Source organism: Aliiroseovarius subalbicans (genome assembly GCF_022678625.1).
In the GTDB taxonomy this organism is placed as follows: domain Bacteria; phylum Pseudomonadota; class Alphaproteobacteria; order Rhodobacterales; family Rhodobacteraceae; genus Aliiroseovarius_A; species Aliiroseovarius_A subalbicans.
The window spans coordinates 35,520-56,218 of the sequence record NZ_JALBYQ010000006.1; the positions used below are offsets into that span (position 1 = coordinate 35,520).

A 20,699-nucleotide genomic window follows, 5' to 3' on the forward strand; every position below is an offset into this window, starting at 1 on the left:
TTTTCAGCAAGATAGGGGATTTGTCGCAACCCAGTTTAGAATGTGCCCGCGCGTACATCTGCGGGGCTGATAAGGAATGTTATGTTAATTTAAGACAGAAACTGACACGTCCGCAGTTCCAGAAAGTGCTTTCAGATCTGCCGCCGTGCATTGTCGCTATGGAAGCTTGCGGGTCTGCTCATCACTGGGGTCGTATTGCTCAAGCTGCCGGTCACGAGGTCCGGCTCATTCCCGCACTTTACGTCAAACCGTTTGTCAAACGCCACAAGAACGATGCGCTGGACGCGGAAGCAATTGCCGAGGCCGCATCTCGGCCATCCATGCGCACGGTTGCCGTGAAAGATGAGGAACAGCAGGCTCAGGCCATGTTGTTTCGAACACGCGAGATGTTCGTCCGGCAGCGTACACAGCTCATCAATGCTGTTCGCGCGCACTTGGCTGAGTATGGAATCGTGTTGCCTCAACAGCGCCGAAATGGCCGGTTGTTCGCTGAGCGATGTCGCGCAGAGTTTGGCACCGCTCCAGAAGCCGTCATCTCCATGGTGGAAGCCTATCTCCGGCAGATTGAGGCCGTCGATCGTGAAGTCGCGGAGCTGGATGTCAAAATCAAGAAAGGCGCATTGCGCAACGCTGACGCGCGGCGACTACAGACAATGCCAGGAATTGGGCCGATGTCAGCGATGGCAATTCAAGCTTTCTGCCCCCCTGCTCAGAACTTTAGGAAAGGTCGCGACTTCGCGGCTTGGCTAGGTTTGGTCCCGCGACAACACTCAACTGGTGGCAAGGATCGGCTTGGGCGCATTACGAAGATGGGCCAGCGAGACGTGCGAAAGCTGTTGATTATCGGCGCGATGTCAGTGATCAGCGCAAGCGAACGCAAAGGCCGTTGCGAAGATCTATGGCTTGCGCATATGCTTGAGAAGCGGCCACGCATGGTTGTTGCCGTTGCATTGGCAAACCGCATGGCCAGACGACTTTGGGCAATGATGACCAAAGAACAGGATTACGAAATTCAGGTCGCCGCTTAACCGCGAGATCCGGATACCGGCAGGACTGAGAGGACGAAGGACAAGTTACGGAACACGACGATCATGAGATCGGCAGTGGGAAAACCAGGATAATAAAGCGGCCCTCGAGCCCGCTAAGGTGATCTGGACCCACGCCTCGCATCTCCATAAAGGCCCGCCGCCAGTGTTGCGGCACATCAGAGGCCGGACACATGACTGCACCCGATCAGACGTTCTATGACTTTGAATTCACTCACAGTAACCGGGGCATCCACACATTATTATGTTAAATTTGTCGCTCCAAAGCGGATGCCAGATAACGCGCCAGACGCTGATCCGTGGCAAGAAACACTGGCCATGGCGTGCGGTCGATCAGGACGGTTTTGTTCTGAATGTTCTGGTGCAAAGCCACCGCAATTCAACGGCAGCCAGGCACCTCATGCGCAAACTGCTCAAGCGAAAAGGATCAGCTCCGCGCGTCATGGTCATAGACAAATTGCGCTCGTACGTTGCGGCGAAGCGGGAGATAATGCCCGGTGTCGAACACCGATCACACAAAAGATTGAACAACCGGCCCGAGAACTCTCATCAGTCAACGCGACAGCGAGAAAGGGTAATGAAGCGGTTCAAATCCCCGGGCCAGTTGCAGCGTTTTGTTTTCATCAACGATCCTGTCGCCAAATTTGTTCCACCTGTCACGCCAAGAAATGCTATCCAACAGCTTCCGGGAAATGCGCTCTCTCGCAATGCAAACATGGCGCGAAATCGCACAGATTTCGGTCACCTGAATGCAGGGGTGTTGGAATTCCAATGTCCGAGCAAGTCAAGTTTACGGTCCCGACCAGGTATGGCGATGGCATTTGGCGGCTTTGTTGTTGGCTCTGGCCCGTTGGTTACTCCGGGTCAGCAATCACGTCCTGGCGTTGTACGCCCAGGCCTTCGATACCCAGCTCAACCACGTCGCCGGGGCTCAGGTATTGCGGTGGTTTCTGCCCCATTCCCACACCCGGAGGGGTCCCGGTTGAAATCACATCACCTGGATGCAGACTCATGAACTGGCTTAAATATGACACAACATGGGCCACGCTATAAACCATGGTTGCGGTCGATCCGTCCTGCATCTTTTTGCCGTTCACAGTCAGCCACATGGACAGGTTTTGGGGGTCGGCTACCTCTTCGCGCGTCACCAGCCACGGCCCGATCTGGCCGTAATTGTCACAGCTTTTTCCTTTGGTCCATTGCCCGGCGCGTTCGATCTGAAAGGCGCGCTCGGACACGTCATTGGTCACGGCATAGCCCGCCACATACTCCATTGCGTCAGCTTCCGAGACATACTTGGCGCGCTTGCCGATCACCACGGCTAGCTCTACTTCCCAGTCGGTTTTCTCAGACCCACGCGGGATGATGATCGGATCATTGGGTCCACAGATAGCACTAGTGGCTTTCATGAAAATCACCGGCTCGGGTGGCACATCCAGCCCGCTTTCGGCGGCATGATCGGCATAATTCAGGCCAATGCAGATAAATTTCCCTGTCCCGCTGATGCAGGGGCCAAGACGGGTATCAGCGCTGACCTCGGGAAGGGTTGAAAGGTCGGTAGCGGCGACAGCACGGAGCCCCTCATCGGACAGAGTTTTACCGCTGATATCATCAACCACCGACGACAGATCCCGGATCGTTCCGTCGGCATCCAAAATACCCGGTTTCTCGGCACCCGGCGCTCCAAATCTAACAAGTTTCATTTCTGTGTCCCTTATGTATTGGCCCAGCCGCCGTCGATGACATGCGCCACCCCGGTGGTGTAGGCAGATTCCTCTGACGCCAGATAGACGACAAGCGCGGCAATTTCCTCGGCTTTGCCGATCCGACCAATTGGCTGGCGGGCGATAAAGTCCGCAAGCGCCCCGTCATAATCACCGGTGGCGCGCAGCCGCTCGTGCAGCGACGGGCTTTCCACTGTGCCCGGGCAGATTGCGTTACAGCGCACCCCCTGCGTGACAAAGTCCGCTGCGATGGATTTGGTCATGCCGATCACTGCAGCCTTGGTAGTCCCATAGGAAAATCGGTTCGGTGCCGCTATAACGGACGATGCGACCGAGGCCATGTTGATGATCGACCCACCGCCGTTTGCCAGCATGCCTGGCAGGAACGCCTGGTTCATCCGGTACATGGCGGTGACGTTCAGGTCGTTGGAAAAGCTCCATTGCTCCTCGTCACACTCGAGGATCGTTCCCGCGGCCACAAAGCCGGCACAGTTGAACAGAACGTCCAAGGGCCCGGTTTTTTCAACGGCCTCTGCGATTGACTCCGGGTCCATGACATCCAACCGAAATGTGTCAAGCCCCTGCTCTGAAAGCTCTTTCAGAGCAGCGTCGTTCACATCTGTGGCAAAAACTTTTGCCCCTTCGGCCTGCATCGCCAAGGCCGAGGCGCGCCCGATCCCCTGACCTGCCGCTGTAACAAGGCAGGTTTTTCCACTCAGTCGTCCCATATGTCTTCCTTCCGGGTCTCAGAATTTTCCGTATTTGATATAGGCTTCCTGCGGGTCCGACCCCGCAAGGATTGCCGTGCGCACCAGGTTCTCGGTCTGCATCGCAGCCAAAGATTTCTCGAGAATCTCATCCAGATGCTCGACCGGAATACGGACCATTCCGTCACGGTCTCCATGCAGCCAGTCGCCGGGGCGGATCAACACGTCTTCGATCATGATGTCGACATTCACACCCGTGGGCAGCCACTGTGCTACCACATCGCGTGGCGTATGGTGGGTACGCCAGCTGGGAAACCCCAGATCAATGAGAAAGTGGCTATCCCGCAGAGCTCCATCCAGAACACAGCCCAGAACACCCTTGAAATGTAGGGTTTCCGCCGACAACTCACCCATCTGAGCAAGGCTGTGCGTATGAGGCTGGGCGGTCCAGATGTGCCCTTCAGGGCATTTCGACAAAAGCCCGGTCCAGGCCAGCAGGGTCTCGTGGGCATCTGCTGTTTCATCAAGCCGTCCCTCGATGGTAAACGCCGGGCCACACAGCGTCATGTCTGGCTGAAGCGGCTTGATCCGGGCGGGCAGCGTGAAATTGCGCAAGCCCATCGCGCGCATTACGTCGTGGATTACGCCGGTGTAGCAGGTCTTGAACGTGTCTATCTTGGGGTTATCCATATTAAGGTCCTCTGGTTCCTTGGAGTTGAGGTTTGCCGTGGCGATAGTACAGGTTGCGGATGGCGCCGCTGCTTCTGTGATCCATGTCTCCCCTATGAAACCCGATAGAAGCTCTTGGCATTGGATCCCCAAATTCGGGCTGCATCCGCTGCATCCAACCCCTCAAGCAGGGTATCGACCATCTGAACCCAAACAGCATAGTCACCTGCAAGGTTCAGCACGGGCCAATCACTTCCAAACATAATGCGCCGGGGTCCGAACGCCTCGAGAATGTACTCTGCGGCAGGAGAAACTGCTTCCAGCGAGGGTGAGTCTCCCGCTTCAGTCAGGAGTCCCGATAGCTTGCATAGCGCACCGCTGTTGGCAGATATCGACGCCATGTCCTTGCGCCAGTGATCCAGTTCTCCAGTTGCAAGCGCGGGCTTGGCGGCATGGTTTATTACGCAAGCCAGATCAGGGTGTTTGTCCAGCCGCGTTTGCAGGTGGTGCAGGTGACGCGGCAACACCAATGCGTCAAAGCTCAACCCCATTTCGATCAGGGCATCAAAGACAGGGTCAAGCGACGGGCACAGCACCCATTCATCGTCTTCAATGTCCTGAATCATTGGCCGGATGCCTTTGAAATTCGGGTTCTGCGCCAACCATTCAAGGGTTGCGATAGCGTCACCCGCTTCCATGTCAACCCAGCCGACCACTCCGGCAATCGACTCTGTCGCTTCGGCCACACCCAGCAGGAATTCGGTTTCAGCGACCGTGTCTGCGGCTTGCACCACGATTGTTTTTTCCACGCCGGCAGCCTTGCGCAAGGGCTCCAGATCGGCAGGGAGGAAATCACGGTAAATTGGTCCCAGTTCCGGCCCCATCCAGCCGTAATCACCGCGTGAAAGCTTCCAGAAGTGCTGATGGGCGTCAATTCTCATGGCAGGTGTCCTTTTGAGTCGGAGCCGGATGGGCCGGGACGGGCGCGTCAGGGTGCAGTAGTCCTTCGGCGATCAGGTCACTCCACAGCACGGCAGGAATGGGTTGATGCCACCAGTCCAGAATTTGTTTCAATTCATGCGGGCTACGCGGTCCAGGTATGGTGCTTTTGACCACCGGGTGGGCAAGGGGAAAGTGCAGCGCAGCCGCAGGCAGGGCAACGCCATGCGCCTCGCAAACACGAGTCATGGCCGCGACCTTTTGTGCGACGTGGTTGGGAACCGCGCCATAGTCAAAGCTGTCACCACCAACTAAAACCCCGGAATTAAACGGCCCTCCGATCACGATATCGGTGCCTTGGGCAGCACATTTCGGCAAAAGCGTTGTGAGCGTTTCCTGCTCTAGCAAAGTGTAACGTCCAGCCAGCAGGAACATGTCCCAGTCACCTCGGCCCAACGCGGCCTCGCAAACGGCGGCTTCGTTCACTCCCAACCCAAAAGCAGAGATCGCACCCGAGGCGCGCAGTTCCTCAAGCGCACGGTAGCCGCTGGTCATCGCGGTTTCAAACAGGGCTGGCCCGGCCTCTTCTCCGTGGGTCAGGTTGCCGATGTCGTGGATGTTCAGGATGTCGATCCGGTCTAGGCCAAGCCGCTGTAACGACGCCTCGTAGGACCGCATTACCCCATCATAGGAATAATCGTATTCTGGCGTGAATGGCAGTGCTGCAACCCATGCGCCGGGATCAGGCGCAGCACCTGGCGTGAGGATGCGTCCAACCTTGGTCGAAATTACAACACCAACTTGCCCGCGCAGCCCGTCACCGATCAGACGTTCGGAAAGCCCGTAACCGTAGAAAGGCGCGGTGTCGAAGTAGTTGATGCCCTCTTGTAGTGACGTCGCGATCGTCGCACGGGCTTCTTGCTCTGGCACAGCTGTGAAAATTCCGGCGAGACTAGCGCCGCCAAGGCCAAGCTGAGTAACTTTCAGGTCGGTCTCACCGATTGTGTTGGTCGCGATTACCACGTGTCAGTCTCCGTTTAGTTGGCGGCCGATCTCTTCTGCCGCGGCGCCAAACATTTTGGTTACTTCTTCAACCGGTGGTGCAGGGTGGCCATCGATCCGTTCGATGAATGGGCAGGTCAGGGCGGCGACGGCGTTGCCCGAGGGATCAAGGACTGGAAAAGAGATGTTTGTCGTGCCGCGCACGGTCTTGGAGGGTTCCACAACACACCCTAAATCGCGCAGCTGATCGAGTTCCTTGGAAAACGTTGTGATGTCGGTCTTGTCTTCACCAACGACCAGCTGGTGTTCGTTCAGCATTCGTGCGCGGGCTTCTTCCGACTGGAAGGCTGTCAGAATCCGGCCTGACCCGGTGTTGAAAATGCCGATGACAGCGCCGGGGCGCAGCGATTGTCGCCAGTTCCCCGGTGCGGAGAATGCAGCGGCGATGACGACATCGCCATCTTCCCAAATTGCCAGGTGACAGGATTGTTCGCTTTGCAGCGACAGCTGACGCATCCGCGGCTCTGAGATATCCAGCAACCGCCGGCGCGGCGGGTGGGTGTTGGCCAGGACCAGCATCTTGAGGCTGAGCATATAGCGATCACCTTCGGGTGTGCGGGTCACGTAGTTGCGCCGCACGAGCGTATCCAGCATCCGATAATTCTCGTTTGTCGTACGCCCTAGCTCCTTGGCAATTTCAGCCTGCGAGAGGGCTCCTGCTGACTTGGCCAGCAACTCCAGAATATCCAGCCCCTTGTCCAGCGCAGGGGCGCGGTATTTGCCATTTTCTTCCATTGCGAATTGCTCACTCCATTCGTCACAGTGGCAGTTTATCAGACATTTCAGTTGACACAATCAAAATATTCACCAATAAAGCATCATCTCAAATATGAATATGCGAGATCGCGATCGGGAGGAAACCATGCGAAATTTCACGAAAACAGGGCTGGCCACCACGGTGGCAATCGTCCTTTCAGGTGCAGCAAGTGCGCAAGATTACGGCAGCTTTGAGGATTACACGCTGCGAGTTAAGCTGATCGGTGGCGCGCAATACGAGCCGCTCTACACGTTGATTCCCGAGTGGGAGGCGGCCACCGGCGCAAAGGTCGAGATTCTCTCTCGAAAAAGTCACTTTGAGCTGGACCGTGAGATGAAGCAGGACATTGCCGCTGGCAATATCGACTATTGCGTCTTTTCAAATCACACAAATTTTGCGCCGCAATATGATGTGATGACACAGCCGCTGGACGGTCTGATTGATGCCGACACAATTGCCGCGTTTTCGCCGCTTGTGATCAGCCACGCGACGGTGAGTGGAGATCTGTTCTCGCTGCCGCGCCACTCGGACGTGTCCAACATGTTCTATGTGAAGTCGCTCTACGAAGACGAGGCCAACAAGGCGGCGTTCGAAAAAGAATACGGCTATGCGCTTACACCCCCGGAGACATGGGCGCAGGCCAGCGATCAGGCCAAGTTTTTCACTGATGCACCTGACCGCTATGGCACCCATTTTGCCGGCAAGGATGAAGGTATCACTGGGCGCTTCTATGAAATGCTGGTCGCAGAAGGCGGCGTTTTGTTCGATGACAACTGGAAGCCAACCTTCAACAGCGAAGAAGGCGTTCGCGCCCTGAATTGGTTTGTTGATCTTTATCAGGCGAAGGCGGTTCCGGCTGGAACAACCAACTATGTCTGGGATGACCTTGGGCTTGGATTTGCCGCGGGCGCTGTTGCCTATGACCTGGATTGGGCTGGTTGGGCTGCGTACTTCAACGGCAGTGACAGCAAAATCGGCGGCGACGTCGGTGTGGCATTGGCTCCTAAGGGATCAAGCGGCAAGCGGACCGGTTGGTCGGGCTCGCATACGTTCTCGATCACCAAAGCTTGCGACAACAAAGACGCGGCGGCCAGTCTGGTGACATTCCTGACAAGTCAAAACGCTCAGATGATTGAGGCGCGCGCGGGCTTGCTGCCGACGCGGACACAAGTCTGGACGGACGTGATTGCCGAGTTCAAGGCAGATGGCAACGCATTCATGGTCGAAGTGTTCGACATCTGGGGGCAATCAATGGCGGATCACGCGTTCACACCGCCTCTGATCGCCGAATGGGGTGAAGTTTCCAACGCACTGTGGCCACAATTGCAAGCCGCGATTTTGGGCGATGTTACGGCTCAGGAAGCGCTGGACAAGGCGGCCAAAGAGGTTTCCGAAGTGATGGAAGACGCGGGCTACAACTAGTCCAAGGAATGAAGTTCGCCCATTCCGCTACTGGCGGGGTGGGCCGAAACCATCATTCGCGCTTCATCTGAATTCGCTTCCTGCTCCTGTATTGGAAATGTATCGCCATGTCGAAATTCTCGCGAGCAATCAGGGATCATGCTGTTCCTCTGGCTTTGATTGCACCGTCCATACTGGTGATCCTTGTGGTCGTCCTGTTGCCGCTCATGTTTTCCTTCTACACCAGTTTCACCAACTACAGATTGATCCGCCCGGACACCCTGTGGGACTGGATCGGGCTGCGTAACTACCAGCGCCTTCTGGCTGATTGGGATTTCTGGGTTGCCTTCGGGCGCACGATTTTATTCCTGACGGTGGCCTTGAACCTTGAACTTCTTTTTGGGCTGGGGCTGGCACTTTTGGTGAACAAAATCACCTGGGGCCAGCGCACATTGCGCACCATCATGATGTTCCCGATGATGTTCTCGCCCATTCTGGTGGGTTTTCAGTTCAAATACGTGTTCAATGACACGATCGGGTTGGTCAATAATGCCCTTCAGTCGTTGGGGTTGACGGAATTTGCCATCCCGTTTTTGGTTGATCGCTGGCTGGCATTCTTTTCAATCTCTTTTGCCGAGATCTGGATGAGTACATCGATCTTTGCGATCCTTATCCTTGCCGGGTTGTTCGCCATGCCCAAGGACCCAATTGAGGCCGCGCGGGTAGATGGCTGTTCAAACTGGCAAGTGTTTCGCCACATCACTCTGCCTTTCCTGATGCCGTTTATTTTTATCGCGATGACCATCCGGTCATTGGATGTGGCACGAGCCTATGACGTGGTGGACGTGATGACTGGCGGCGGACCTGCTCAACGCACGGAACTGCTGTGGACGCTGATCGCACGCACCGCTTACGACGATGCCCGGATGGGGCGTGCCAATGCCATGGCCTACGCCTCGATCCTGCTGTCGATCTTTTTCACCTGGTACTTCTTCAGAAAACTGATGGATGCCCGCAAACACCTGGGAGCGTTCTGATGCCCACCCGCACGAAGACCGTTCTGATCTGGCTGCTGACATTCACGGTGATGCTGATTATCTGCATGCCCGGTCTGTGGATCATCCTGTCTGCGTTCCGAACCAACGGGGAAATCCTGACCAAACCGGCAATCTGGATCCCGCAGAATCTGACTCTCGACAATTTCAGAGCCATTTTTGGGTTCGGCGAAAACGTTATTGGTGTTCCGGTCAGCAGCTATTTCCGAAATTCTCTGGTGATCTCGGTGACGTCGACGTTTCTTGCATTGCTGATTGGCATGACCGGCGGCTATGCCTTTGCGCGGTATCAATTTCCGGGCAAAAGCAGCACGTTCCTGTGGCTGATGTTGTCACGCACAGTGCCGGGCATCGCGCTTTCTCTGCCGATCTTCATCATCTGGAGCAGGCTCGGGATCATCGACACCAAATTCGGCGTGATCCTTGTCTATACAGCTATCAACGTGCCTTTCACCGTATGGCTGACCGAAGGCTTCTTCCGCCAGGTCCCCAACGACCTGAACGAGGCTGCGCAGATTGATGGTTGTACCCGCTGGCAGGCATTCTGGAAGATCGAGTTTCCGTTGGCAAAATCCGGGATTGCAAGTGCCGGGATTTTTGCCTTCCTCACCTCATGGAATGAATACGCGTTGGCAAGCCAGCTGACCCGGTCCACAGACAGCAAAACCCTGCCGGTCGGGCTGATGGACTTCACAGCGCAATTCACCATCGATTGGGCGGGCATGTGCGCCATGGCCGTGATCATCATTATCCCCGCTCTCATTCTCACTTTCCTTGTGCAAAAGCACCTTATTGCCGGCCTCACGTTCGGCGGCGTCAAAGGGTAAGAAATGGCTGAAGTTAAGCTTACAAATGTGGTCAAACGCTATGGCAGCGTCGAAGTTGTGCACGGCATTGACCTAGAGATCGCCCACAATGAATTTGTGGTGCTGGTTGGCCCATCGGGCTGCGGGAAATCCACCACCCTGCGAATGATTGCTGGGCTCGAAGAGATTTCGGACGGCGAGATCAAGATTGGCGAAACCGTGGTGAACAACCTGCCACCACGCAAGCGCAACATCTCGATGGTGTTCCAGAACTACGCACTTTATCCGCATATGACGGTTAGTGAAAACCTGGGTTTCAGTTTGAAGATCGCAGGCAAGTCCGGTGCCGAGATCAGTGCCGCAGTCGCCAACGCCGCGGAGATCTTGGGATTGGGCGATCTGTTGGAGCGCACCCCGGCGGAATTGTCCGGCGGACAACGCCAACGGGTTGCCATGGGGCGCGCAATCGTGCGCCACCCGGATGTCTTTTTGTTCGATGAACCGCTGTCCAACCTGGATGCCAAGCTGCGTACCCAGATGCGGGTCGAGATCAAGAAGTTGCATCAGAAAATCAAAACCACGATCGTCTACGTGACCCACGATCAGGTCGAGGCAATGACCTTGGCCGATCGGATCGTGATCATGAAGGATGGCCATATTGTGCAGGTTGGCACTCCTCTGGATGTGTTCGAGCGCCCGGTGGACACCTTCGTCGCGGCCTTTATCGGATCTCCGCCGATGAACTTGATCAATGGCCATATCGAGGCGGACCATGTGGTGTTTAGCGATGGCAATCGCCTACCTGTGCCACCGGATTTCACGGGTAAGTTGGCCGATGGGCGTCAGGTTGTATTCGGGTTTCGTGCCGATGTGTTGATGCCAAAGGGGCATACGCTTGCTGAAAGCGGGGTCGTGACCGATCTGGATCTCAAAATCGACTTTGCCGAGCCGCTGGGATCGGAATCCATTCTGCTATCAACATTGGGTGGTAAGGAAATTCAGGCGCGAATGCATAACCCGCGGCCTGTCAACGAAGGCGAGGTTTTGACCTGCGAGCTGCACCTGGAGAAATGTCACATTTTTGATGCCAGCAGCACCAAGAACCTGAGGGAGTAAACTCATGGCAAAGATCACCCATGTCGAAATCATGATGGTTGACCTCAAGCCAAAGGTGCGGCGGGTCGATGCGATCCAGAGTTTCTTGAGCCAGGAAACCCCCATTGTCCGGATTACCGATGCGGACGGCGCGGTTGGCGTAGGATATTCTTACACAATCGGCACAGGTGGGCCGTCGGTGGTTGCCTTGCTGGAACATACTCTTTCACCACTTCTGCTGGGGCGTGACGCTGATCGTATTCAGGCGATTTGGAACGACATGTTATTCGCAACCCACGCCACGGCTGTGGGGGCAATTACATCTCTGGCGATGGCAGCTATTGATACGGCACTGTGGGATTTGCGCTGTAAGCGAGCGGGTCTGCCCTTGTCCGTGATGGCAGGTGGCGCGAAAGAAGATGTGCCACTTTATACCACTGAAGGCGGATGGCTTCACATCGAGGCCGACGCGCTGATTGATGACGCTCTTGCGATGCAGGAAAAAGGGTTTTTGGGCTCGAAAATCAAGGTTGGGCGCGCCCATCTCAGCGAAGACCGCGCTCGGCTGATTGCCCTGCGCGAAGCCGTTGGACCCGGCTATGAAATCATGACCGACGCCAACCAGTCGTTTAACCTGTCAGAAGCCAGCCGCCGCGCGCAGGTTTTGGGTGAAGTCGGTGTCGCCTGGTTTGAGGAACCCTTGCCAGCCGATGATCTGAGTGCACATGCGCTACTGGCCGCGCAAAGCCCGGTGCCAATCGCAGTCGGAGAAAGCATGTATTCACTGTCGCAATTCAAGGATTATTTGCGCGCAGGTGCCTGTTCGATTGTCCAGGCCGATGTGGCGCGGGTCGGCGGCATTACTCCATGGCTCAAAATCGCGCATCTTGCCGAGGCGCATAACGTGGCGATCTGCCCGCATTTCCTGATGGAGCTTCATATAAGCCTTGTCTGTGCAGTGCAAAATGCACCCTGGCTCGAATTCATCCCACAGCTGGATCTGATTACAAGCGAAGGTGTGACCATTGAAAATGGACGTGCACGACCATCGGCTGACGCAGGGCTCGGGATTAACTGGGATTGGGATGCAATAGCCATCGGTGCTGTCATGGCCCCAATCACCTTCAACGCATAGGGGGCGTACATGAAACGTATGGCAATGGTGATCGGACTAAAGCCCGAAAAAGTGACGGAATACAAAGAGCTGCACGCTAATGCCTGGCCCGAGGTTTTGGACCAGATCAGCAAATGCGGCATCCGCAATTACTCGATCTACCTGAAAGAGCCTGAAAACCTGCTTTTTGGTTACTGGGAATACCACGGCGACAATTTTGCAGCCGACGCCGCGCGCATGGCCACACATCCCAAAACGCAAGAATGGTGGGCGCTGACGGATCCCTGTCAGACACCGTTGCAAAACGTCGCCGAAGGAGAAATGTGGGCCATGATGGAGGAGGTGTTTCACCATGACTGAGGCGCCTCATCCGCAGCTCGAAACCTGCCATTCCGGCAAGCGGCACGCCGCAAACATGGGTGGCTGCGAAGCAAGGCAATCTTCTCCGAAATACGGACGTCGCTAATGCGTATTGCAACATTGGAGATACGCGCCTGCAAAACAGACAGCGATGTTGCTGCCGGTGACCAGTTGAGTGGCGTGGCACGGCGCGACGGGCTTGAATTCCTTGTATACACCGTGGCCACTACCTGCGGGCAATCCGCCAGCATGTTTGGCTTTGCCGGGGCGAGCGCCGAAGGATCTGCCCATTTGGCCGCTTCGCTCGCCCCGTTCCTTAAGGATCGAGATCCGCGTGACCGCGAGGCACTGTGGCATGATTTTCGCAAACAGGACCGGTTCTGGAGCTTGCTGCCGATCTATATTTGGGGGCCAATCGATTGCTGCTTGTGGCTTTTGGCGGCGCAACAGGCCGGACAGCCCCTGTGGAAATATATCGGCGGATTTCGTGATCAGGTTCCAGTTTACCTGAGTTCGATGTTTCACACCGATCCCGCGCTTTATGTATCCGAAGCCCAAGCCGCCAAGGCCGCTGGATACGCGGCGTATAAGCTGCATCCACCCGGCAACTCCATAGATGAGGATCTGGATATCCATGCCGCCTGTCGCGACGCTGTCGAAGATTTCGGCCTGATGAGCGACCCGGTCGCCTTTATGACCTACCCTGAAGCACTGCGCTATGGCCGTCGCCTTGAGGATCTGGACTATCTCTGGTTCGAAGAGCCGATGCAGGATGAAAACATCCCGGCATTGAAGGCCCTCAGCGACAGCCTTGATATTCCGGTTGTCGGCACGGAAACTTTGGCCAAACACCCCTATTCGGTGGCCCAATGCATCGCAGATCGCGTCGTTGATGTGGTGCGCGCTGATGTCAGTTGGTCCGGCGGGATCACGTCTGTTTTGAAAACGGCCCACATGGCCGAGAGTTTTGGAATGAATTGCGAGATCCACACGGCCATCTTTCATCCGCTTGAGATGGTCAATATGCATCTCTGTGCGGCGATTAAGAATTGCAGCTATCTGGAGCTATTGGCACCTGTGAAGGAGTTCGCCTTTGGCCTGACCGAACCGCTCCCAATCAAGAACGGGATAGCCCATGTGCCGCAAACTCCGGGTCTGGGGCGCGATCTGGATTGGGGCATGATAGATAACGCCACGATCATGGCATGTTAGGAGACGTCTTGGTGTCAGATCCAAACCCAAACCTGCTGCTTCTTTCTGAACACGACAGTGTTTTCGTTGCGCTTGAAGCCATAGCGCGAGGCAAGGCATACGGCCCTGATGGTGCGGTTGTTGAGGTGGCATCAGCGGTGACACTTGGCCACAAAGTTGCCCGCTACCCGATTTCCAAGGGCGACAAGGTCATCAAATACGGTGTCTCAATCGGGTCCGCGACCCAAGATATTGCAGCCGGAGAGCATGTGCATGTGCACAACCTGAGAAGCGACTATACAGCCACCCATTTGTTGGAAGAAACCGCGGGAGGGGTGAACGATGCTTGAGGGTTTTGCAAGACAAGACGGCAAAAAAGGCATCCGCAACTATGTTGCTGTAGCCTACCTCGTGGAATGCGCGCGCCATGTTGCAAACGAGATTGTACTGCCGCATCGGGATCAGGGCGCACAGGTCATCGGTTTTCCCGGATGTTTCCCGAATGAATATGCGCAAACGATGATGGAGCGGCTTTGTACTCACCCCAACATCGGCGCTGTATTGTTGGTCTCGTTAGGGTGCGAAAGCTTTAATCGGTTTCAGCTTGAAAAAGCAATCAAGGATAGCGGTCGACCAGTTCAGTCTATTGTCATTCAGAAATCAGGCGGGACGCGCAAATCGATTGACCTCGGACGCCGCTTTGTTGGCGAGCAAGTCGGCGCTATGGCGAGCGCTACACGGGTCCCTATGGATGTGAGTGAGTTGATCATCGGCACGGTTTGTGGCGGGTCTGACGGCACCAGTGGGATCACAGGGAACCCAGCTGTCGGGCTTGCCTTCGACCGGCTGGGGGCTGAAGGTGCTGCATGTATCTTTGAGGAAACCGGCGAGTTGATTGGGTGCGAGCACATCATGGCGGCGCGCGCTTCAACGCCCGAATTGGCGGTAGAGCTCGAACAATCCGTTGTAAAGGCCGCACGCTACTATGCCACGCTTGGCTTTGGCAGCTTTGCGGCCGGCAATGCCGAAGGTGGTCTCACGACAATCGAAGAGAAGTCGATGGGGGCCTATGCCAAGTCCGGCTCGGCACAGATTCGCGGGTTGATCAAGCCGGGTGATACCCCACCGTCCGGTGGGCTTTTTCTGCTTGATGTCGTTCCGGATGGCGAAGTCCGCTACGGATTCCCAAATGTGAACGACAATGCAGAGATCGTAGAAATGGCAGCCTGTGGTGCTCACCTGACCTTGTTTGTGACGGGTCGAGGATCTGTCGTTGGCAATGCAGTTTCCCCGGTCATCAAGATATGCGCGAACCCAGAAACCTATAACAACCTTGCCGATGATATGGATATTAATGCCGGCCGCATTCTGAACGGTACGTCTTTGTCAGAGATCGGCGAGGAAATCTACGAGCAGGTCCTATCGGTCTCTTCTGGCAAGCAAACCTGCTCAGAAGAACTTGGCCATGCCGAGTTCATTCTGACCTATAAAATCTTTGAACCGATCGGGCCTGCGTGCCTACCACGATAGGATGCTCAGTGAGGAGAAGCGGTTCTTGCCGCGATCGTCCTGAAAGAAAGAGAAACAGTGCAAGACCAAAAGGACGCCTGAAAACGCAGACGTTCCTTTAAAGTTCGCACGAACCAAATAATAATATCACTTTTTTGCAGTGACTCCTACTAGAAGCCATTGAACCTCCACAAATAGGATACCTTACTGCAAATTCGGCATCCCAACTAGGATCAAACAAAAGACGCTCGAAGCGCGGCGCTTGCATCACAGACAACGCGCCGCATAATCAAACCAACCAGATGAGCCGAACTCTCTTAGTTTAGGACACCTTTGGTTCCAAAAACTCTGACAATGGACAGTATGACCACATCCTGTTTGAAATGTAATCCGACCTTGGACGCTCGGACATGAGCACCCTTGAACACAACAACTAAAAGATCACATAAAATCTGACTCTTACAACGCAAGACACCAGACTGCGCTCAGGTTTTCAATGTGATTACAGATAAGGTGGCGTACACGCTGATATCATTACTGCGGGACGATCTGAGATATTGCGGAAGCGGTGAGGCTCGCGAGAGTTGAACAGATAGGCGTCGCCTGCCTTCAGTATTTTGGTTTCAGTCCCAACCGTGATTTCAATTTCACCAGTCACAACGATGCCGCCCTCATTCGCCTCATGCTCAATCATCGTTTCGCCTGTATCAGCGCCGGGTTCATAACACTCATGCAGAACCTGTAGGCCGTGCAGTTTGGCGTCACCAACCTGCTTGATCGTTATCTTCTCCAAAGCCCTGTCATTTGACTGGTAAAGCAGCGACGTCAAATCTCGGAGTTCTGAAGGTGTAAAGAAGTATTGGCCAGGATTAGCCGAATCTGGCTCAAAAAACTCGGACATCGTGACGCCCAACCCACCCAGTATTTTGCGCAAACTGGCAACAGAGGGGCTGCTCTTGTTCGTTTCAATCATCGAAATCTGGCCGTGCGGCACGCCCGCAGCCTCCGCTAACTGCCTTTGTGAAATGCCGAACTGAACCCTTATTTGCTTGAGTCTTTCGCCCACATTGAACTCTTCGTTCACGATTTTTCTCCGCCTATCTGCCCTGCAGTCGTAACGAGTTTTCAGCATCTAGGCAACTTTCTGCTAGCAATGCTCAGTATTTTGAGCATTATATGCAGCATATTCGAAGCGACACCATGGAGAACTAAGCCGTGAGCAACACAGAAGCCCTGAAAACACGCCGTAGCAAAGCCGTTGCAAACGGTGTCGCGACTCGCGGGATTTATGCAGCCCGCGCAGAAAATGCAGAATTGTGGGATGCGGACGGAAAACGCTTTATCGATTTCGCGGCGGGCATCGCTGTGAACAATACCGGTCACCGCCATCCAAAGGTGATGGTGGCGGTTGCGCTCCAGGCAGAGCAGTTTACCCATACCTGTTTTCACGTTGCGCCTTACGAAGGATATATCGCGCTGGCGGAACGACTGAATGCCGCTACGCCTGGCGATTTTGAGAAAAAGACCATGATGGTCACAACCGGCGCCGAAGCGGTCGAGAACGCCGTTAAAATGGCGCGGGCCTATACTGGCCGGTCGGGCATCATTGCATTTTCCGGCGCGTTCCATGGCCGGACCCTGATGGGCATGGCACTGTGCGGGAAGGTAAACCCGTACAAGAAGGCGTTTGGCGCAATGCCGCCGGAAATCCTTCACGCCCCCTTCCCGAACGAGTTCCATGGGGTAACTGTTGAGCAATCGCTCTCTATTCTCGACAATATGTTCAAGAGTTCCATCGACCCTGAGCGTGTTGCCGCGATGATCATTGAGCCAGTGCAAGGTGAAGGTGGCTTTAACGTTGCGCAGCCCGAGTTTTTGCGCGCACTGCGCAAGCTTTGCGACGACCATGGAATTCTGTTGATCGCTGACGAAGTTCAGACCGGGATCGCGAGAACCGGCAAGATGTTTGCAATCGAACACGCAGATGTGGCTGCCGATTTGGTCGTCATGGCGAAAGGTCTGGCCGGGGGGTTTCCGCTCTCAGCCGTAACCGGACGGGCCGAGGTTGTCGATGCCGCCCCAGTAGGCGGCATCGGCGGCACCTATGCCGGGAACCCACTTGCCGTCGCAGCAGCTAACGCGGTTCTGGATGTGATCGATGAAGAAGATCTTTGTGCGCGTGCGACAGAGATCGGAGACCAGATCAAGGCCCGCCTCGACACCGTTGCGGACCGTCAAGGCATGGATGCCATCGGTGACGTCCGTGGATTGGGCGCAATGGTCGCCTTTGAACTTGTCACTGATCGGGACAGCAACAACCCCGATCCTGCGTTGACCCAAGCCATCGTGGCCGAGGCCGAAGCGCGGGGTCTGATCATCCTGCTATGTGGTACGCGTGCAAACGCTGTACGCCTATTGCCACCCCTGACAACCCCTCAGGCACACCTGGATGAAGCCCTGGACATACTGGAATCCTCGATCGAAGCGGCTGTGAACGCTGTTTCCATCGCGGCCGAGTAAGGAAAACACACTATGGCTAAAGATATCTCGCCTCAAAGCCGCCCCGAATTGGGCACTTTTAACTGGGAAGACCCGTTCCTTTTGGACAGCCAACTGGAAGAAGATGAGCGCATGGTCCGCGACTCGGCCTTTGCCTACGCACAGGAAAAGTTGCAGCCGCGCATCACACAGGCTTATGCGACAGAATCCACAGACCCGGAAATCTTCCGCGAGATGGGTGAAATGGGCCTCTTGGGCACGACCATCCCGGAAGAATACGGTGGATTGGGCGGCAATTATGTCGGGTACGGTCTCGTTGCACGCGAAGTTGAGCGGGTGGATTCGGGCTATCGTTCGATGATGTCTGTCCAGTCCTCTTTGGTGATGTATCCGATCTATGCATATGGCTCGGAAGAGCAGCGCCAGAAATACCTTCCAAAGCTGGCAAGCGGCGAGTGGATCGGGTGTTTTGGCCTGACCGAACCGGATGCGGGCAGTGATCCTGCTGGCATGAAAACCACAGCGAAGAAGACCGATGGCGGCTATGTGCTGAACGGATCCAAAATGTGGATTTCGAATTCCCCGATTGCCGATGTTTTTGTCGTCTGGGCTAAGTCGGACGCGCATGACGGCAAGATCCGTGGTTTTGTCCTGGACAAGGGAACCAAGGGCCTGAGTGCGCCAAAGATCGAGGGAAAGGCCAGCCTGCGCGCGTCGATCACGGGCGAAATCGTTATGGATGGCGTTGAGGTGGGCGAGGACGCACTTCTTCCGAACGTCGAAGGACTGAAAGGCCCGTTCGGCTGTCTGAACCGAGCGCGCTTTGGCATTGCCTGGGGTGCTATGGGCGCGGCCGAGGCGTGCTGGCATGCAGCGCGTCAATACGGGTTGGACCGAAAGCAGTTCAATAAACCGCTCGCGCAAACGCAGCTGTTTCAATTGAAGCTGGCAAACATGCAAACTGAGATTTCGCTGGGTCTTCAGGCGGCGCTGCGCGTGGGTCGCTTGATGGATGAAGCCAATGCCGCACCCGAGATGGTGTCGATGATCAAACGTAACAATTGCGGCAAGGCCTTGGAAATTGCCCGGCACGCGCGCGACATGCATGGCGGGAACGGGATCAGCCTCGAGTTTAATGTAATCCGCCACATGGTGAACCTGGAAACGGTCAACACCTATGAGGGCACCCATGACGTGCACGCCCTGATCCTCGGGCGCGCGCAGACCGGATTGCAGGCATTCTTTTAAACCTGTGCCTGTACGGGCAGATTGAAACGACACGTGACCGAGGCCTTTGTTGGCCTTGGAACTATCACTAGGGAAATCCAATGAAACTGAATCTCATCAACGGTGCCTGGACCGAGGGCACGGACGCGGCCGACAATATCAACCCCGCTGACACTTCGGACATCGTGGGCCGGTTCACACGCGCATCCGCAGGTCAAGTGGATCAAGCAGCACGAGCCGCACGGGCCGCCAGTCCGGCATGGGCCACGGCGTCTCCTCAGCTGCGTTCGGATTTTCTGGAGGCCGTGGCACAAAAGCTGTTCGCCAGCAAAGATGAGATCGGACGCATTCTGGCCCGCGAAGAAGGCAAGACCCTGCCGGAAGCCATTGGCGAGACGGTGCGCGCAGCGCAAATTTTCCGGTTCTTCGCCGGCGAAGCGATCCGTGTTGCTGGTGATGTAATCGCATCCGTCCGCCCGGACGTTGACGTGGATGTGGTACGCGAGCCGGTAGGCGTTGTTGGCTTGATCACGCCTTGGAATTTCCCCATCGCAATCCCGGCCTGGAAAATTGCGCCTGCTTTGGCCTACGGGAATACCGTAGTCTTCAAGCCTGCGGATCTGACCCCGGCCAGTGCGCATGCACTGGCAGAGATCATCCACGAGTCCGGCTGTCCGGCGGGAGTCTTCAATCTGGTTATGGGGCGCGGTTCTGTCGTTGGTGACGCTATCGTCAGTCACCCCGAGGTGGATGCAGTTTCGTTCACAGGCTCTGTGCCGGTTGGTCGCGCCATGGCGGTTCAGGCAGCTCAAGGCATGAAAAAGATCCAGTTGGAAATGGGTGGCAAGAACCCGATGGTTGTCATGGATGATGCCGACCTGGATACTGCCGTGCCAACGGTGTTGAACGGCGCATTCTTTTCGACGGGTCAACGGTGTACGGCCTCAAGCCGGATTATTGTTCAATCTGGCATTCATGATGCCTTTGTTGACCGTTTGTCGGCAGAAATGGCAGCTTTGACTGTTGGCAATCCGTTAGATGCAGCCACGCAGATTGGCCCGGTCGTGTCAGACAAGCAGTTGAAGAACAATTTGAACTACGTCGATATCGCACGCGGCGAAGGCGCCGAGGTGATTGGTGGTGAACAGCTGACACTAGCGACGGACGGTTTCTTCCAATCCCCAGCCATGTTCGTGAACGCAACCAACGACATGCGGTCTTCGCGCGAAGAGATTTTTGGACCCTGCGCGTCTGTCATCAAAGTCGCCGATTTTGACGAAGCACTGGCGGTGGCCAACGATACCGAGTTTGGCCTTAGCTCTGGCATCTGTACGGCCAGCCTGAAGCACGCGTGCGAATTCAAGCGCCGCAGCCAGGCAGGTATGGTGATGGTCAACCTTCCGACGGCGGGCGTGGATTATCACGTTCCCTTTGGCGGACGCAAAGGGTCGTCTATGGGATCTCGGGAACAAGGGCGCTATGCGGCCGAATTCTATACCGACGTCAAAACCGCCTATAGCTTTGCGGGTTAAACCATG

At 55.7% G+C, this 20,699-nt stretch carries 20 protein-coding genes and 1 pseudogene; 14 read left to right on the forward strand and 7 right to left on the reverse strand.

Translation table 11 applies throughout. From position 1 onward, the window contains the following. Positions 1–11 precede the first annotated feature (11 nt). Together MN188_RS16030 and MN188_RS16035 are read left to right on the forward strand one after the other, a co-directional pair. Positions 12–1,028 carry an IS110 family RNA-guided transposase gene (locus MN188_RS16030; RefSeq protein ID WP_242110367.1) on the forward strand — a complete coding sequence of 339 codons (1,017 nt, stop codon included), beginning with the start codon at positions 12–14 and terminating at the stop codon, positions 1,026–1,028. 313 nt (positions 1,029–1,341) lie between these two features. Continuing rightward, positions 1,342–1,795 (forward strand): annotated as a pseudogene (locus MN188_RS16035) (IS6 family transposase); the annotation flags it as partial. Positions 1,796–1,900: 105 nt separating this feature from the next. Here MN188_RS16035 and MN188_RS16040 read toward each other — a convergent pair. The 6 genes from MN188_RS16040 to MN188_RS16065 form a co-directional block, all read right to left on the reverse strand. Then, positions 1,901–2,749, reverse strand: coding sequence for a fumarylacetoacetate hydrolase family protein (locus MN188_RS16040; RefSeq protein ID WP_242110279.1), 849 nt, complete (start codon positions 2,747–2,749; stop codon positions 1,901–1,903). A gap of 11 nt (positions 2,750–2,760) precedes the next feature. Further along, positions 2,761–3,498 carry an SDR family oxidoreductase gene (locus tag MN188_RS16045; protein WP_242110280.1) on the reverse strand — a complete coding sequence of 246 codons (738 nt, stop codon included), beginning with the start codon at positions 3,496–3,498 and terminating at the stop codon, positions 2,761–2,763. An 18-nt stretch (positions 3,499–3,516) separates the two neighbouring features. Then, positions 3,517–4,167, reverse strand: a complete 651-nt coding sequence (locus tag MN188_RS16050) for an RraA family protein (protein WP_242110282.1) — start codon at positions 4,165–4,167, stop codon at positions 3,517–3,519. A gap of 92 nt (positions 4,168–4,259) precedes the next feature. Further along, positions 4,260–5,087, reverse strand: coding sequence for an amidohydrolase family protein (locus MN188_RS16055; RefSeq protein ID WP_242110284.1), 828 nt, complete (start codon positions 5,085–5,087; stop codon positions 4,260–4,262). Then, complete coding sequence (locus tag MN188_RS16060; protein ID WP_242110286.1) at positions 5,077–6,108, reverse strand: aldo/keto reductase; 1,032 nt, start codon at positions 6,106–6,108, stop codon at positions 5,077–5,079. Before MN188_RS16060 ends, MN188_RS16055 begins: the two co-directional genes overlap by 11 nt. Before the next feature lie 3 nt (positions 6,109–6,111). After that, complete coding sequence (locus MN188_RS16065) at positions 6,112–6,882, reverse strand: IclR family transcriptional regulator (RefSeq protein ID WP_242110287.1); 771 nt, start codon at positions 6,880–6,882, stop codon at positions 6,112–6,114. Positions 6,883–7,009: 127 nt separating this feature from the next. Here MN188_RS16065 and MN188_RS16070 point away from each other — a divergent pair, with 127 nt between their 5' ends. The 9 genes from MN188_RS16070 (at position 7,010) to MN188_RS16110 (ending at position 15,456) form a co-directional block, all read left to right on the forward strand. Then, positions 7,010–8,326 (forward strand): ABC transporter substrate-binding protein, encoded by a 1,317-nt coding sequence (locus tag MN188_RS16070; protein ID WP_242110288.1) that lies wholly within the window; start codon positions 7,010–7,012, stop codon positions 8,324–8,326. 176 nt (positions 8,327–8,502) lie between these two features. Beyond that, complete coding sequence (locus tag MN188_RS16075; protein WP_242110289.1) at positions 8,503–9,342, forward strand: carbohydrate ABC transporter permease; 840 nt, start codon at positions 8,503–8,505, stop codon at positions 9,340–9,342. Positions 9,343–9,392: 50 nt separating this feature from the next. After that, positions 9,393–10,187: a carbohydrate ABC transporter permease gene (locus tag MN188_RS16080; protein WP_242110369.1), complete on the forward strand. Its 795-nt coding sequence runs from the start codon at positions 9,393–9,395 to the stop codon at positions 10,185–10,187. A gap of 3 nt (positions 10,188–10,190) precedes the next feature. Then, the gene (locus MN188_RS16085) at positions 10,191–11,282 is read left to right on the forward strand and encodes an ABC transporter ATP-binding protein (protein ID WP_242110290.1); all 1,092 of its coding nucleotides are present in this window, start codon (positions 10,191–10,193) and stop codon (positions 11,280–11,282) included. 4 nt (positions 11,283–11,286) lie between these two features. Then, positions 11,287–12,396 (forward strand): mandelate racemase/muconate lactonizing enzyme family protein, encoded by a 1,110-nt coding sequence (locus MN188_RS16090; protein WP_242110291.1) that lies wholly within the window; start codon positions 11,287–11,289, stop codon positions 12,394–12,396. A 9-nt stretch (positions 12,397–12,405) separates the two neighbouring features. After that, positions 12,406–12,735 (forward strand): L-rhamnose mutarotase, encoded by a 330-nt coding sequence (locus MN188_RS16095; RefSeq protein ID WP_242110292.1) that lies wholly within the window; start codon positions 12,406–12,408, stop codon positions 12,733–12,735. A gap of 105 nt (positions 12,736–12,840) precedes the next feature. After that, a complete protein-coding gene (locus MN188_RS16100) occupies positions 12,841–13,947 on the forward strand; it encodes an enolase C-terminal domain-like protein (protein ID WP_242110293.1) in 1,107 nt (368 codons plus the stop codon). Positions 13,948–13,958: 11 nt separating this feature from the next. After that, on the forward strand, positions 13,959–14,276 hold the full coding sequence (locus MN188_RS16105; RefSeq protein ID WP_242110294.1) for a UxaA family hydrolase: 318 nt from the start codon (positions 13,959–13,961) through the stop codon (positions 14,274–14,276). Further along, positions 14,269–15,456, forward strand: coding sequence for a UxaA family hydrolase (locus tag MN188_RS16110; protein WP_242110295.1), 1,188 nt, complete (start codon positions 14,269–14,271; stop codon positions 15,454–15,456). Before MN188_RS16105 ends, MN188_RS16110 begins: the two co-directional genes overlap by 8 nt. Positions 15,457–15,937: 481 nt before the next feature. Here MN188_RS16110 and MN188_RS16115 read toward each other — a convergent pair whose 3' ends face one another. Further along, positions 15,938–16,519: a cupin domain-containing protein gene (locus tag MN188_RS16115; RefSeq protein WP_338023254.1), complete on the reverse strand. Its 582-nt coding sequence runs from the start codon at positions 16,517–16,519 to the stop codon at positions 15,938–15,940. A gap of 131 nt (positions 16,520–16,650) precedes the next feature. Here MN188_RS16115 and gabT point away from each other — a divergent pair, with 131 nt between their 5' ends. The 3 genes from gabT to MN188_RS16130 all read left to right on the forward strand — a co-directional run bounded on the left by gabT (position 16,651) and on the right by MN188_RS16130 (position 20,693). Continuing rightward, positions 16,651–17,955: a 4-aminobutyrate--2-oxoglutarate transaminase gene (gene gabT, locus MN188_RS16120; protein ID WP_242110297.1), complete on the forward strand. Its 1,305-nt coding sequence runs from the start codon at positions 16,651–16,653 to the stop codon at positions 17,953–17,955. Positions 17,956–17,967: 12 nt separating this feature from the next. Continuing rightward, positions 17,968–19,182 (forward strand): acyl-CoA dehydrogenase, encoded by a 1,215-nt coding sequence (locus tag MN188_RS16125; RefSeq protein WP_242110299.1) that lies wholly within the window; start codon positions 17,968–17,970, stop codon positions 19,180–19,182. A gap of 80 nt (positions 19,183–19,262) precedes the next feature. Further along, positions 19,263–20,693, forward strand: a complete 1,431-nt coding sequence (locus MN188_RS16130; RefSeq protein ID WP_242110301.1) for an aldehyde dehydrogenase family protein — start codon at positions 19,263–19,265, stop codon at positions 20,691–20,693. Positions 20,694–20,699 lie beyond the last annotated feature (6 nt).

Bases quoted from the DNA above. Each gene is read 5' to 3' on its own strand.
- MN188_RS16040 (WP_242110279.1), bottom strand. From the start codon at position 2,749: ATGAAACTTGTTAGATTTGGAGCGCCGGGTGCCGAGAAACCGGGTATT.
- MN188_RS16045 (WP_242110280.1), bottom strand. From the start codon at position 3,498: ATGGGACGACTGAGTGGAAAAACCTGCCTTGTTACAGCGGCAGGTCAG.
- MN188_RS16050 (WP_242110282.1), bottom strand. From the start codon at position 4,167: ATGGATAACCCCAAGATAGACACGTTCAAGACCTGCTACACCGGCGTA.
- MN188_RS16055 (WP_242110284.1), bottom strand. From the start codon at position 5,087: ATGAGAATTGACGCCCATCAGCACTTCTGGAAGCTTTCACGCGGTGAT.
- MN188_RS16065 (WP_242110287.1), bottom strand. From the start codon at position 6,882: ATGGAAGAAAATGGCAAATACCGCGCCCCTGCGCTGGACAAGGGGCTG.
- MN188_RS16070 (WP_242110288.1), top strand. From the start codon at position 7,010: ATGCGAAATTTCACGAAAACAGGGCTGGCCACCACGGTGGCAATCGTC.
- MN188_RS16080 (WP_242110369.1), top strand. From the start codon at position 9,393: ATGCTGATTATCTGCATGCCCGGTCTGTGGATCATCCTGTCTGCGTTC.
- MN188_RS16085 (WP_242110290.1), top strand. From the start codon at position 10,191: ATGGCTGAAGTTAAGCTTACAAATGTGGTCAAACGCTATGGCAGCGTC.
- MN188_RS16090 (WP_242110291.1), top strand. From the start codon at position 11,287: ATGGCAAAGATCACCCATGTCGAAATCATGATGGTTGACCTCAAGCCA.
- MN188_RS16095 (WP_242110292.1), top strand. From the start codon at position 12,406: ATGAAACGTATGGCAATGGTGATCGGACTAAAGCCCGAAAAAGTGACG.
- MN188_RS16100 (WP_242110293.1), top strand. From the start codon at position 12,841: ATGCGTATTGCAACATTGGAGATACGCGCCTGCAAAACAGACAGCGAT.
- MN188_RS16110 (WP_242110295.1), top strand. From the start codon at position 14,269: ATGCTTGAGGGTTTTGCAAGACAAGACGGCAAAAAAGGCATCCGCAAC.
- MN188_RS16125 (WP_242110299.1), top strand. From the start codon at position 17,968: ATGGCTAAAGATATCTCGCCTCAAAGCCGCCCCGAATTGGGCACTTTT.
- MN188_RS16130 (WP_242110301.1), top strand. From the start codon at position 19,263: ATGAAACTGAATCTCATCAACGGTGCCTGGACCGAGGGCACGGACGCG.